Raw genomic sequence first — 12,868 nt, 5'->3', positions numbered from 1 at the left:
TTCTACTGGAGTGAAGCATGCAACTTGGCCTTGAGAATGCCGTCGCGCTGGTGACGGGCGCGAGCGGGAATATCGGCGTCGCTACCTGCGATGCCCTGCGGCGGGAGGGCGTGCGCGTGATCGCGACCGATATTGCCGGGCGCACCGGCGGCACGGCGGACGAGTGGCGCACCCTGGACGTGACGCGCGAGAACGAGTGGCGCGATCTGATCGCCGGCATCCGCGCCGATCACGGCCGGCTCGACATCCTGGTCAACAATGCCGGCATCGCGATCATGGACCGGCTGGAGGACATGCCGCTGGCGGACTGGACGCGCACGCAGGACATCAACGTCGCCGGCATCTTCCTGGGGCTGAAGACGGCGGTGCCGCTGATGCGCGAATCGGGCGCGAACCGCGCCGGCGGTGCGTCGATGATCAACGTGGCCTCCGGCGCCGCCGACAAGCCGGCCGCGTTCAGCGCCGCCTACTGCGCCAGCAAGGCGGCGGTCGCGATGCTGACGCGGGCGGCGGCGATCGAGTTCGCCGCGCTCGGCTATCCCGTGCGGGTGAACTCCGTCCATCCCGGCGCCGTCGAGTCGGAGATGATCGACGGCATCATCGCGCGCTACTCCGCGCTGACCGGCGGCACGCCGATCGCGGACCTGCACGCGGCGATGCTGAAGGGGCATCCGATGGGCCGGCTGGTGCTGCCGGACGACGTGGCCGACACGATCGTCTTCCTCGCCTCCACCGCCTCCCGCTACACGCATGGCGACGCGCTGCACATCGACGGCGGCCACGCGGCGACGTGAGGCCGGCCGCCGCCGCTCACACCGTCACGTCGGCCGCCACCCGGTCCGCGCCGCCGAAGATGCGCAGGTAGCGGGCCACCTCGGCCGGATCGCCGGTGGCCTTGGCGGGATTGTCGGAGAGCTTCACCGCCGGGCGGCCGTCGGCGCTCGTCACCTTGCAGACCAGCGATATGGGCTCCAGCCCCGGGTGCCCGTCCGGGTCGCAGCCGCGGAAATCGTTGGTCAGGTTCGTGCCCCAGCCGATGCTGATACGCACGCGGCCGTGGAAGTGGCGGTAGGTCTCCACGATCGTGTCGACGTCCATCCCGTCCGAGAAGATCAGCAGCTTCGTGCGCGGATCGACGCCATGGTCGCGCCACCAGCGCATGATCTGCTCGCCGCCGGCGATGGGCGGGGCGCTGTCCGGGCGGAAGCCGGTCCACTCGGCGAGCCACGCGGGCGCGTGCGCCAGGAAGGAGGTGGTGCCGAACGCATCGGGCAAAGCGATCAGCAGGTTGCCGCCATAATGGGCGCGCCAGTCCTCCAGCACGCGATAGGGGGCGGCGGCGATGCCGGCCTCGTCCGGCGCCAGCGCCGCCGCCACCATCGGCAGCTCGTGCGCGTTGGTGCCGATCGCCTCCAGATCATTGTCCATCGCCAGCAGCACGTTGGAGGTGCCGATGAAGCGGCGGCCGAGCCCCTCCTTCAGCGCCTCCACGCACCAGCGCTGCCACAGGAAGCCGTGCCGCCGCCGCGTGCCGAAGTCCGAGAGGACGAGATCGGGCAGGGCGCGCAGCCGCTCCACCTTCTCCCAGAGTTTCGCCTTGGCGCGAGCGTAGGTGACGTCCAGCGCGAAGCGGCCGCTGCCGCGCAGCGCCGCGCGGGACCGCAGCTCGTTGATGATGGCGAGGGCCGGTATCTCCCACATCGTCGTGTGCGTCCACGGGCCGTCGAAGCGCAGCTCATACTGGCCGTCGACCACGCGCAGATCATAGGCCGGCAGGCGGAAATCGGCGAGCCAGGCGATGAACTCGGGCGAGAACATCCGCTCGACCCCGTAGAAGCTGTTGCCGGCGAGCCAGATCAGCTCCTTCTTGCCGAAGCGCAGCGTGCGCGCATGATCGAGCTGCGCGCGCAGTTCGCCCTCGTCGACGATCTCGGCCAGCCGCACCGCCTTCGTCCGATTGATGAGCGAGAACGTCACCTGCGTGTCGGGATGCAGGTGGCGGATCATCTGGAGCATCAGCAGCTTGTAGAAATCCGTGTCGAGCAGGCTGCGCACGATCGGATCCAGCCGCCAGCCATGATCGTAGGTGCGCGTGGCGATATCGGTGAGGGCCATGCGGGTAAGCTCCGTTCAGGTGGGGCGGTGGCGATAGAGTTCGGCCGGGCGGTGGCTGGCCTCCGCCTCGCGCCGGCCGGTCGGCTCCAGCCAGCCGCGATCGATCATGCGGCGGCGGAAGGCGGGCTTGTTGAGCGAGCGGCCGGCCAGCGCCTCGTGCACGTCCTGCAGCTGCCGCAGGGTGAATTCGGGCGGCAGCAGCGCGAAGCCGACGTCGGACCAGTCCAGCTTGCCGCCCAGCCGCTGCACGGTCGCGGCCAGTATCTCCGCATGATCGAAGGCCAGCGGCAGCGGATCGCCACCCGGCGACAGCGCGACGGCCGAACCCGACGCCGGAAGCGCGACGCGCGCCTGCGCCACATCGCCGCCGGTGGCGATCGCGGCGAACCTGTCCGGCGGCAGCAGCGCGATATGGCCGACGCTGACGACGCGCATGCGCGGATCGCGCGAGACCGCGCCGAAGGTGTAGAGCTGCTCGACATGCACGCGGGTGACGTCCGCCTTGTCGCGCAGCACGCGCAGGGCGGCGGCCTCGATCGTCTCGTCGATGCGGACGAAGCCGCCCGGCAGCGACCAGTGGCCGGCGAACGGCGCCTCCCCACGGCGGACGAGCAGGGTTTGCAGCGCGCCCGCGATCACCGCGACGATCGCCACGTCCACCGCCAGCGCCGGGCGCGGATGATCTGCGGGATGCGTCGTCACTCCACCCTCTTATATGCAGGACGCGCTTTACTTATGTGCCATATGCGTCTATGTCAATCCGCGTAACGCAGGAGGGTGTAATGCGAAGCATCGTCATCGTCGTGGACGCGCAGCGGGACTTCATGGCGGCGGACGGGGCGCTCTCCGTCGCCGGCGCGGAAGCGCTGATCGCGCCGATGGCGGCGTGGCTCGGCGCGCTCGACCCGGACGAGACGGCCGGCGTGCTGTTCACCTTCGACACCCACCTGCCGGACATCTATGCCGGATCGGCGGAGGCGGCTGAGTTCCCCGTCCACTGCGTGCGCGATACGCCTGGCTGGGAGTCCATGCTGCCCGCCGATCCGGTCGATCGCGCGATCCCGGTGTTCCGGCTGGAGAAGGGCGTGTTCGCCATGTGGCAGGAGGAGGATCTGGTCGTGCGCGATGCGCGCGACCCGGCTTCCCCGGCGTTGCCGCGCGACCTGTTCTTCACGCGCCTGCGCGAACAGGGCGTCGATCACGCGATCGTGATCGGCGTGGCGGCCGATTACTGCGTGCGCTACGCGGTGGAGGGTCTGGTCTCGCGCGGTTTCTCGGTGGAGGTGCCCGCCGCCCTCACGCGCGGCATCGCCCGGCAGATCGATGCCGTGGTGGCCCAGGATTTCGCCGGCAAGCCCGTGCGGGTCACGTGATCGCGTGCGGCGGCATCAGGGCAGCGGACGGCGGTATAGCGCGCGCATCGCCGCCTCCATTTTCTCCCGATCGATCGCGCGGATCACCGTCTGCGCCTGCTCGCCGGCATGGGGCCGGTAGGCCGCCGTCCAGGAGAGGGTGTCGCCGTAGCCGGCCGTCTGGCTCGTCTCGAAATCGATGTAGAGCGTCTCGCTGGCGGTGACGATCTGCGGCATCAGCCACACCATCGCGGCGATCTCGTCCCACATCGGAAAGCCCGGCTCCAGCCCCTTGCGGAACATCGCGGTCAGCGGCGTGCCGTCACCCAGGCTGTCGAGATAGGCGCGGGTCCACTCGGTGGCGGTGGAGGGATCGACCGGCACCATCGTCACCTTCGGCCACGGCGCGTGCGCCATGATCCTGGCCGCCTCCGGATCCCAGCGTATGTTGAACTCGCGCCGCGGCGAATTGACGAACTCGCGGGCGAACTGCCCGGCCGAGGGGCTGGAGAGCATGCGCTGCGGCAGCAGGCTGCCGCCCATATAGACCAGCTCCTTCACGTTGGCCGCGAAGGACGGATCGAGGCTCTGGGCGATGGCGATGTTCGTCATCGGGCCGGTGGCGAACAGCGTGATCTCGTGCGGGTGCGCGCGCACCATGCGGACGAGGAAGGCGGCGGCGATCTCGCCGGAGGGCCTGGTGACGGGATTGCCGATCGGCAGCGGCGGCACCTCCTCCGGCGCGGCCTTGCCGGGATGGGACTGGAGCGTGCCTTCCGGCCAATAGTCGGTCCACGGCCCCTTGAAGACCAGGCGGCCGTACAGGCCCTCCCACCGCTTCGTCGCCTCCTGGCTGTTGAGCAGCGGCAGCACGGCGCCGGGCACCACCGGCACGTCGCTGCGGCGCATGATCTCCAGCGTGCGCAACGCGTAGGCGGTGGCCGTGTCGCGCCACACCGAGCCGCTGGTGGTGGTGATGCCGAGCACCTGCACGTCAGGCGCCTGCAGCAGCAGCGCGGGCACGCCGTTGAGCCCGATCACGTCGTCGTCGATCAGCACCAGCCGCTTTGGCGCGGGCGCGGCGATCGCGGCACCGGCCGCGAGAGCGCCGATCAGCATGGCCGCCAGCCGCCCGGCCAGCCGCAAGGTCCGTGCTCGAATCCGCCGCGTCATCCCTGCTCCCCCTGCCAGCCCGCGGCCATGCTAGGCACGGCCGCCGCCGGCGTCGATGCGGCATTGCAGCGTGGGCACGCGAATCCGCCGGTTCGCGCCGGATGCGCCTTATGACGGCGCGCAACCCGGGATTGCGCCACATCGCACCATCTCTTCGCGGATCGGCGCCGTCGGTTCGCCGCGTGTGACAGAGCGACCTCCCGATCTCGAGCGGTTCGCCATTCGAGCGGCGGAAACACAGGATAGATCTGATACGGATGAAAGATGATCCGGAAGCAACCAATACAAAAGACGAGCGACAAGTAGACCGACAATGGACTTAATCCTATGGTGGGACGCTACAAGACGAAAACGGCAATAGATCGTTGTGCAGTGCAAGGTGAATCGGTAGGATAGCGCCGCAATGCTTGATGGAGGTCGGGCATGGATGTTGTGGCGTCGATCAAGGATGGTTTCGACTGCGATGGGCAGAATGTTCGCCCGGCAGCATCGCCGCGGGCGATGCGTCGCCTGCACTGGCTGGTGAAGCTGGCGGCGGATCGCGCGCTGGCGCTGGCGCTGCTCGCCTTCCTGCTGCCGGCGCTGGTGCTGCTGGTGGCGCTGATCGTCTGCGTCAGCTTCGGCTGGCCCTTCTTCGCGCATGAGCGGGTGGGGCGTGACGGGCGGACGTTCCGCTGCCTGAAGCTGCGCTCGATGCGGCCGAACGCCGCCGAGATGCTGCGCCATATCCTCGAGACGGATCCCGCCGCCGCGCGCGAGTGGGAGAGCAACCGCAAGCTGCGCGACGATCCGCGCATCATCCCCTTGGGCCGCTTCATCCGCGCGACCAGCCTGGACGAGCTGCCGCAGCTGTTCAACATCCTGCGCGGCGAGATGAGCTTCGTCGGCCCGCGCCCGATCACCAGCGCGGAACTGGTGCGCTACGGCGCCGGCGCCAGCCACTATCTCGCGGTGACGCCGGGCCTCACCGGCCTGTGGCAGGTCAGCGGGCGCAGCGACATCGGCTATGCCGAGCGCGTCGCGCTGGACGTCGATTATGTCGAGACCTGGTCGCTCTACGGCGACCTCAAGATCCTGCTGCGCACCCCGCGCGCCGTGCTGGCGATGGCGGGGGCATGCTGAACCGGGCCGGCGGCGATGCGGCCCATGGCAGGCGCGGGCGGCGAGGCGGGATGGGGTGATGACGCGACCGGCCGCCTTCCCGATCCGCGCCACGCGGGCGATCGCGATGCTGATCGGCGTGCCGTGCGCCGCGCTGCCCTGCGCCGGGGCCGCGCTGGCGCAGGGCCGCCCCGTGACTGCGCCGGTCGATACCGTCGCCGAACGGGCGCGGCCGGACTACGACGCCGTCGGCATACCGCTCGGCGGCTTCACCGTCTTCCCGGAGGTCGCGGTGGGTGCGGCCTATGACGACAATATCTACCGTACGGCGACGATGAAGCGCGACGACGGCTATGCCGAGCTGCGCCCGCGCGTGCGCATCGTTTCGCCCTCGCGAGTCTATCCCGTGGCGATCGAGGCCGATGCGACGGTGCGCCGCTATGCCAGCATCCAGACCGAAAATTCGGAGCAGTACGGCCTCTCCGCCGACGCCGCGGCCGAGATCGGCGCCGGCACGCGGGTGAGCCTGGCGGGCGGCTACGAGCGCCGGCTGGAGCCGCGCGGCTCCGCCGGCGACCTGTTCGTCGGTGGCGATCCGATCACCTACCATCTGCTGCGGATCGAGGGCAGCGCCTCGCATGGCGTCGGCGCCCTCGGCATAGAGGCGGGCGGCAGCGCGCAGCGCTACGATTATGCCGCCGTGCGGATCAACGGCGCCAGGATCGGCCAGGACTTTGGCGATTTCCGCTCGGTCGGCGGCCATGTCAGGCTCGCCTACGCCGTCGGCCCCGCCATCGCCGCCTTCGTGCGCGGCGGCTTCGATGCGAGCGACTATCCCAAGTTCGACGGGCTGGACCGCAGCTCGAAGGGGTTCAGTGTGCTGGCCGGCGTGCAGCTGGGCCTCGGCAACCTCGTCACCGGATCGGTCGGCGTCGGCTATCTGCGGGAGAATTTCGCCGATCCCGCTTACGGCGACATCTCCGGCATCGACTATGACGTCGCGCTGAACTGGAACCCGACGCCGCTCGTCTCGGTCTCGCTGCGCGGATCGCGCAGCCTGCAGCGCAGCCCGTTCGTCGGGTCCGCCGGCGGCATCTCCACCAACGCCACGCTTGGCGTGCAATATGAGCTGCTGCGCCAGCTGATCCTGACCTCCGACGTCAGCTACACGCGCGAGAGCTATCGCGGGCTCGATCGCGACGACGACTATGTCGGGGCGCAGCTAGGCGCGCGCTACCTCGTCAACCGCACGCTCTCGCTGACGGCATCGGTCAATTATCGTCGCCAGACCTCGTCCGGCGTCGGCGCGCGCGATTTCGACGGGTTCGGGGCGGCGATCGGCGTGACGCTGCATCGCTGACCGAGCAGCCCCCTGGGGCGGGAGACCATGACGGTGAACAATCCGGTTGAACTCTACCAGAGCCGCAGCGCCTCCCGCGCGCTGGTGCCCGTCACGCCCCCGGCCGCCGCGGCACCTGCCGATCGGCTCGATCTGCGCGCCTTCCTCACCACCCTGCGACGGCGGCTGAAGCTGGTGATCGCCGTGGCGCTGGCGGTGTTCGCGCTGGTGATGCTCTACACGCTGCGCAAGCAGCCGATCTACTCGGCCGCGGCGCAGGTGGCGCTGAACACCACGATCGAGCGGGTGGCGCCGACCGGATCGGACCGCTCCGACCCCGGCGCCGTGCCCAACGATACGGTGGCGGAAACCGAGACCCAGGTCCTCTCCTCACGCGAGATGGCGGCGAAGGTGGACGATGCGCTGAAACTGGAGCGCGATCCCGCCTTCAACCCGCTGCTTGACGATCGGCCCGGCCTGCGCGCGCGGGTCGCCCGCGCCCTCGGCCTGAGTGGGGCCGAGAGCGGCCCGCCGACCGCCGCCGAGCATCGCGAGGCGGTGCTGGACCGCCTGCAGGGTGGCCTCACCGTCACCCGCATCGGCACATCGCTGGCCTTTGCGATCCTGTTCTCCACCGAGCAGCCGGACCTCGCCGCGCGGATCGCCAACGAATATGCTCGCCGCTACACGCTGGGCCAGCTCGATTCCAAGCAGCGGCTGAACCGGGAGACCCGCATCTTCCTCGCCCGCCGGCTCGACGAGCTGCGCGCCCAGGCCAATGCGGACAATGAGCGGGTGCAGCGCTACCGCGTCGCCTCCAACCTCCTCAGCACATCCGGCGCGTCGCTGACCGAGCAGGAGATATCGGCCTACAACCAGGCGGTATCGGAGGCGCGCGCCCAGGCGGTGGAGGACAAGGCCCGGCTGGATACGGCCCGCGCCCAGCTGCGCGGCGGATCGACCGGCGACGATGTCGGCGAGGCGCTCGGCTCCGGCGTGGTGAGCGCGCTGCGCTCGCGCCAGGCCGATGCCGCGGCGCAGCTCGCCAACCTGCGCGCGCGCTACGGCCCACGCCACCCGGACGTGCTGAAGGCGCAGAGCGAGCTCGGCGAGATCGACGGCACGATCGAGGCGGAGATCAAGCGCGTGATCTCCAATCTGGACGCCAAGGCCCGCGTCTCGCGCGAGCGGCTCGGCTCGATCGCCGGCAGCCTCGCCGGCGCGCGCGGCACCCTGGCGCAGAACAACCGCGCGATGGTGACGCTCGACGATCTCCAGCGCCGGGCGGAGGCCTCGCAGGCGCTCTACGAGAGCTACCTGAACCGCTACAAGGAGACGAGCGCGCAGGAAGGCGCCGAGCGGCCGGACGCGCGCATCCTCTCGCTGGCCGAGGTGCCGGACGAGCCGAGCAGCCCCAACGTGCCGCTGCACGCGCTGATCGGCGCGGTGCTGGGCGGCGGCCTGGGCATCCTCGCCGCGCTGGTGGCGGAAGGCATGTTCCAGGGGCTGACGACGGGTGAGGAGGTGGAGGGGCGCCTGCGCGTGCGCTATCTCACCGGCATCCCGCTGCTGGCCAGCGTCGCCAAGGCGGCGCCGGCGCCGATCGCCGCCGTGGTGCAGATGCCGCAGTCCGGCTTCGCGGAGGCGTTCCGCACGCTGCGCACGGCCTTGCCCTACGCCGTGCCGGGGCATGTGCAGGTGATCGCCATCACCTCCGCTCTGCCGCAGGAGGGGAAGACGACGCTCTCCATCTGCCTCGCCCGCGTGGCGGCGATGGCGGGCGAGAAGGTGCTGCTCGTGGATTTCGACCTCCGCCGCCGCGGCACCAGCGTGGCGCTGGGCGGCAGCCGCAGCGACGGGCCGGGGCTGGCCGAGGTGCTGCGCGGCGAGGCGACGCCGGACGAGGCGATCGGCGTGGACGAGGCATCCGGCGCGCACGTGCTGCTGGTGCCGCGTGCCGTGGCGGACGGCGGCGATCTCGTCCAGGCCGAGGGCGTCGACCGGCTGATCGATGCGCTGAAGGCCCGCTACGGCCTGATCCTGTTCGATGCCCCGCCGGTGCTGCCGATCGCCTATGGCCGGCTGGTCGCGGCGAAGGCCGATGCGGCGCTGCTGGTGGTGCGCTGGCTGCGCACGGCCGATCACGCGGTACGCGCCGCGCTGCGGCTGCTGCCGCCCAACCATGTCCGCCTGGCCGGCATCGTCCTCACCCAGATCGACATGCGCAAGCAGCAGCGCTTCGGCCATGGCGACGCCGCCTCCTACTACGACCAGTATAAGGAATATTATGCCTGAGCCGGCTCGCACGGCGGAGCGGGCGCGATGAGGGCGCCGCGCCGCGTCGCCATCGTCCACTACTGGCTCGTCGGCATGCGCGGCGGCGAGCGGGTGCTGGAGCGACTGATCCACCTGTTCCCGCAGGCGGACATCTTTACCCACGTCTACGTGCCGGAGCGCGTCTCCGCCGCCATCCGCGCGCGGCCGGTGCGGACCAGCTTCATCCAGCGGCTGCCGGGCGCCGCCCGGCACTACCAGAAGTATCTGCCGCTGATGCCGATGGCGCTGGAGCAGCTGGACCTGCGCGGCTACGATCTGGTCATCAGCAGCGAATCCGGCCCGGCCAAGGGCGTGATCGCGGCGCCGGACGCGCTGCACGTCTGCTACTGCCACTCGCCGATGCGGTATCTGTGGGATCACTATCACGATTATCGCGAGAGCGCCGGCGGCCTCGCCCGCGCGGCGATGCCGTGGATGTTCCACCGGCTGCGCGGCTGGGACGTGACGTCGGCGGCGCGGGTCGATCGCTTCGTCGCCAATTCCGGCTTCATCCGCCAGCGCATCGCCCGGGCGTGGCGGCGCGATGCCGATATCGTCCACCCGCCGGTGGCGGTGGACCTGTTCGCCCCGGCGGCGCAGCGCGACGCGCATTACCTCTGGGTCGGCCAGATGACGCCCTACAAGCGCGCGGACGTGGCGCTGGAGACGTTCAACCGGCTGGGCCTGCCGCTGCTGATGATCGGCGAGGGCGAGATGCTGGAGACGCTGCGCCGCCGCGCCCGCCCGAACGTGACGATCCTGCCGCGCGTCGACCTTGCCGGGCTGACTCGCGCCTATGCCCGCAGCCGGGCGCTGATCTTCACCGCCGAGGAGGATTTCGGCATCGTGCCGGTGGAGGCGATGGCATCGGGCACGCCGGTGCTGGCCTATGGGCGCGGCGGCGCGCGCGATTCGGTGGTGGCGGACGTCACCGGCCGCTTCTTCGACGCGCAGACGGCCGATTGCCTGGTCGATGCGGTGGAGGCGCTGGAGCAATGGCTGCCGCACTTCGATCCGCTCGCCGCCGTCGCCCACGCCCGCCGCTTCGCCCCCGAACGGTTCGACGAGGGGATGATGCGGGTGATCGGCGCGGCCGCCGGCCAGGCGGAGACTACGGCCCGCGAATGGCAGGCGCCCGTGCGCGAGCCTGAGGTGCTGGCGTGACGCTGACCTTCATCGGCGTGCTGCTGCTGCTGATCGGCCTGCCGGTGGCGCTGTTCGGCCGGGTGGAGGCGCTGCTGGCGCTGCTGATCGGCTGCACCATCCTGGGCGGCGCCTCGGCGATCAACCTGCCGGCGCTCGGCGGCTCGTCCATCCCGCCGATCCAGTTCGCGCTGCTGCTGGCGGGCATCCGCATCTTCCCGGCGGGATCGGGGCAGGTGCGGCGGGTGCGTCACGCCGTGGAGGCGAACTGGGCGCTGATCCTCTATACGCTGTTCGGCCTGACGATGGCGATCGCCGGCCCCCGCCTGTTCCGGGGCGAGATCGCGGTGCCGCTGCTGCGATCGCGGCTGACGGCGTACCTCTATGCCGTCGATCCGCTCGTGCCCACGCCGCAGAACCTGACCACCGCGATCTACCTGATCGGCACCGCGATGTGCGCGATCGTCGCCTATGTCGCGTGCGGCGGGCGGCGCGGTCCGGCCACGCTGGTGCGCACCGGCGTGGCCGTCGCGTGGATCAACGTGGTGCTCGGCGTCCTCGTCGCCGCCAGCCGGGAGACGCCGCTGGGCGACGTGTTCGCGCTGTTCCGCAACGGCAGCTACGCGATGCTCGACCAGCAATATGGCGGCTTCGTCCGCCTCTCCGGCCTGTTCCCGGAAGCGTCGAACTATGCGACCTACAGCTTCGGCTGGTTCGTCTTCATGCTCGAATGCTGGATGCGCGACGTGATGCCGCGCCGCACCGGCACGCTGGCGCTGGCGCTGCTGGGCATCCTCGTCGCCAGCACCTCGTCCAGCGCCTATGTCGGCCTGGCGGCTCACGGCGCGGTGATCGCCGCGCGGCTGCTGCTTCCGGGCGCCCTCCGGTCCGACAAGCTGGTCGCGATGCTGGTGGCGCTCGTCGTGGCCGGCATCGCGGCCTGCCTGATGATCGTGGCGCTGCCGGCCGCCACCGCCGCCTTCGCCGACATGCTGCAATATATGACGGTGGCCAAGGGCCAGTCCGCGTCCGGCCTGCAGCGCGCCTTCTGGGCACGCAAGGGGCTGGAGGCCTTCTCGGTCTCGCACGGCCTGGGCATCGGGCCGGGCAGCTTCCGCTCGTCCAGCCTGGTCACGGCGATCCTGGGCTCGGTCGGCGTGATCGGCATGGCGCTGGCCGCGATCCACGTGGCGCGCGTGCTGAAGCCGTTGCGCGCCTCCACCTACCTGCCCGTCGCGGACGGGCGCATCGCCGTGGGGGCGGCGGCCGGGTGGGCGGCGCTGATGCTGCTGGTGCCGTACAGCGTGGTGCTGCCCAGCTGCGATCTGGGCACCGACTTCGCGATCTTCGCCGGCGCGGCGCTGGCATTGCGCGCATCGGCGCGGCGAAGTGCCGGCGTGGCGCTGCGCGAGGCGACCCCGATCGTACGGGGCATGGACGGCATGGAGATCGCCCGGTGAGGATATTCGTCGTCGTCGCCACGCTCAGCCGGCCGGAGACGGTGCGCCAGACCGTGCTGCACCTGGAGCGGCAGACCCGCCCGCCGGACGGCGTGCTGATCGCCGCGGTGCGGGCGGAGGATGCGCCCGGCATCGCCTCCGACCGCTTCGCCGTGACGCTGCTGCTGAGCGAGAAGGGATCCTGCCGGCAGCGCAACGCCGGCATCGAGGCGCTGCGCGACAGGGCCGACGTGCTGCTGTTCCTGGACGACGATTTCGTGGCCGACGAACGCTACATCGCCGAACTGGAAATGCTGCTGGAGCGGAACCCGGACATCGCCGGCGCCACCGGCCGCATCGTCGCCGACGGCATCGACGGGCCGGGCTTCAGCTTCGAGCAGGCGCGCGACATGCTGGCGCGCGACGTGCCGCCGGCGGATCAGCCGCCCACCTGGCCCACCGAGGCGATGTACGGCTGCAACATGGCGGTGCGCCTCTCCGCCACCGGCGATATCCGCTTCGACGAGGATCTGCCGCTCTACGGCTGGCTGGAGGATATCGATTTCACCTACCGCGTCGGCCGGCGCGGGCGGCTGGTCGGCGCGGCGGCGATGCGCGGCGTGCACATGGGCATCAAGCGCGGCCGCACCTCCGGCCGGCGCTTCGGCTACTCGCAGATCGCCAACCCCGTCCACATGCTGCGCAAGCGCACCATCCCGCGCGCGCTGGCCTGGCGGATGATGCGCAACAACCTGCTCGCCAATGTCGGCCGCAGCCTGCGGCCGGAGCCGTGGGTCGATCGCGGCGGCCGGCTGCGCGGCAACCTGCGCGCGCTGGCCGATCTGGCGCGCGGCCGGCTCCACCCCCGTCGCATCCTCGAACTGGAGTAG

The 12,868-nt window shown here is 70.8% G+C and carries 11 protein-coding genes; 8 read left to right on the top strand and 3 right to left on the bottom strand.

Annotated elements, in window-relative coordinates; translation table 11 throughout:
* Positions 1 to 17 precede the first annotated feature (17 nt).
* Entirely contained in the window at positions 18 to 794 is a 777-nt protein-coding gene (locus tag GNT64_RS10620; protein ID WP_156679505.1) for an SDR family NAD(P)-dependent oxidoreductase, read from the top strand.
* A 16-nt stretch (positions 795 to 810) separates the two neighbouring features.
* Here the strand turns inward: GNT64_RS10620 and pncB are convergent, their stop codons facing one another.
* Together pncB and GNT64_RS10610 are read right to left on the bottom strand one after the other, a co-directional pair.
* Positions 811 to 2,115: a nicotinate phosphoribosyltransferase gene (pncB, locus tag GNT64_RS10615; protein ID WP_156679504.1), complete on the bottom strand. Its 1,305-nt coding sequence runs from the start codon at positions 2,113 to 2,115 to the stop codon at positions 811 to 813.
* A gap of 15 nt (positions 2,116 to 2,130) precedes the next feature.
* Positions 2,131 to 2,817 (bottom strand): NUDIX hydrolase, encoded by a 687-nt coding sequence (locus tag GNT64_RS10610; protein WP_156679503.1) that lies wholly within the window; start codon positions 2,815 to 2,817, stop codon positions 2,131 to 2,133.
* Between the two features lie 80 nt (positions 2,818 to 2,897).
* On the opposite strand from GNT64_RS10610, the gene GNT64_RS10605 reads away from it, so the two are divergent.
* Complete coding sequence (locus GNT64_RS10605) at positions 2,898 to 3,488, top strand: cysteine hydrolase family protein (RefSeq protein ID WP_156679502.1); 591 nt, start codon at positions 2,898 to 2,900, stop codon at positions 3,486 to 3,488.
* 15 nt (positions 3,489 to 3,503) lie between these two features.
* On the opposite strand, the gene GNT64_RS10600 is transcribed toward GNT64_RS10605, so the two are convergent.
* The gene (locus GNT64_RS10600; RefSeq protein WP_156679501.1) at positions 3,504 to 4,640 is read right to left on the bottom strand and encodes a nucleoside hydrolase; all 1,137 of its coding nucleotides are present in this window, start codon (positions 4,638 to 4,640) and stop codon (positions 3,504 to 3,506) included.
* Positions 4,641 to 5,063: 423 nt separating this feature from the next.
* Between GNT64_RS10600 and GNT64_RS10595 the strand changes: the two genes are divergently transcribed.
* From GNT64_RS10595 to GNT64_RS21865, 6 genes are read left to right on the top strand one after another with little or no spacing between them, the layout of a single operon-like run.
* Entirely contained in the window at positions 5,064 to 5,762 is a 699-nt protein-coding gene (locus tag GNT64_RS10595; RefSeq protein ID WP_156679500.1) for a sugar transferase, read from the top strand.
* 58 nt (positions 5,763 to 5,820) lie between these two features.
* Complete coding sequence (locus GNT64_RS10590; protein WP_197277363.1) at positions 5,821 to 7,101, top strand: outer membrane beta-barrel protein; 1,281 nt, start codon at positions 5,821 to 5,823, stop codon at positions 7,099 to 7,101.
* A gap of 27 nt (positions 7,102 to 7,128) precedes the next feature.
* Positions 7,129 to 9,375, top strand: coding sequence for a GumC family protein (locus GNT64_RS10585; protein WP_156679498.1), 2,247 nt, complete (start codon positions 7,129 to 7,131; stop codon positions 9,373 to 9,375).
* Between the two features lie 27 nt (positions 9,376 to 9,402).
* Positions 9,403 to 10,560, top strand: a complete 1,158-nt coding sequence (locus GNT64_RS10580; RefSeq protein WP_156679497.1) for a glycosyltransferase — start codon at positions 9,403 to 9,405, stop codon at positions 10,558 to 10,560.
* Complete coding sequence (locus tag GNT64_RS21870; RefSeq protein WP_231639459.1) at positions 10,557 to 11,999, top strand: hypothetical protein; 1,443 nt, start codon at positions 10,557 to 10,559, stop codon at positions 11,997 to 11,999. The genes GNT64_RS10580 and GNT64_RS21870 overlap by 4 nt, the downstream gene beginning before the upstream one ends.
* A complete protein-coding gene (locus tag GNT64_RS21865) occupies positions 11,996 to 12,868 on the top strand; it encodes a glycosyltransferase family 2 protein (protein WP_231639457.1) in 873 nt (290 codons plus the stop codon). Before GNT64_RS21870 ends, GNT64_RS21865 begins: the two co-directional genes overlap by 4 nt.

This window comes from Sphingomonas profundi, from assembly GCF_009739515.1.
Lineage (GTDB): Bacteria > Pseudomonadota > Alphaproteobacteria > Sphingomonadales > Sphingomonadaceae > Alterirhizorhabdus > Alterirhizorhabdus profundi.
This window is presented reverse-complemented; position numbering and strand designations above follow the sequence as displayed.

What these genes read in the sequence shown, in the direction of transcription:
- GNT64_RS10605 (WP_156679502.1), top strand. Translation starts at nt 2,898, where the DNA reads ATGCGAAGCATCGTCATCGTCGTGGACGCGCAGCGGGACTTCATGGCG.
- GNT64_RS10595 (WP_156679500.1), top strand. Translation starts at nt 5,064, where the DNA reads ATGGATGTTGTGGCGTCGATCAAGGATGGTTTCGACTGCGATGGGCAG.
- GNT64_RS10590 (WP_197277363.1), top strand. Translation starts at nt 5,821, where the DNA reads ATGACGCGACCGGCCGCCTTCCCGATCCGCGCCACGCGGGCGATCGCG.
- GNT64_RS10600 (WP_156679501.1), bottom strand. Translation starts at nt 4,640, where the DNA reads ATGACGCGGCGGATTCGAGCACGGACCTTGCGGCTGGCCGGGCGGCTG.
- GNT64_RS10620 (WP_156679505.1), top strand. Translation starts at nt 18, where the DNA reads ATGCAACTTGGCCTTGAGAATGCCGTCGCGCTGGTGACGGGCGCGAGC.
- GNT64_RS10585 (WP_156679498.1), top strand. Translation starts at nt 7,129, where the DNA reads ATGACGGTGAACAATCCGGTTGAACTCTACCAGAGCCGCAGCGCCTCC.
- GNT64_RS10580 (WP_156679497.1), top strand. Translation starts at nt 9,403, where the DNA reads ATGAGGGCGCCGCGCCGCGTCGCCATCGTCCACTACTGGCTCGTCGGC.
- pncB (WP_156679504.1), bottom strand. Translation starts at nt 2,115, where the DNA reads ATGGCCCTCACCGATATCGCCACGCGCACCTACGATCATGGCTGGCGG.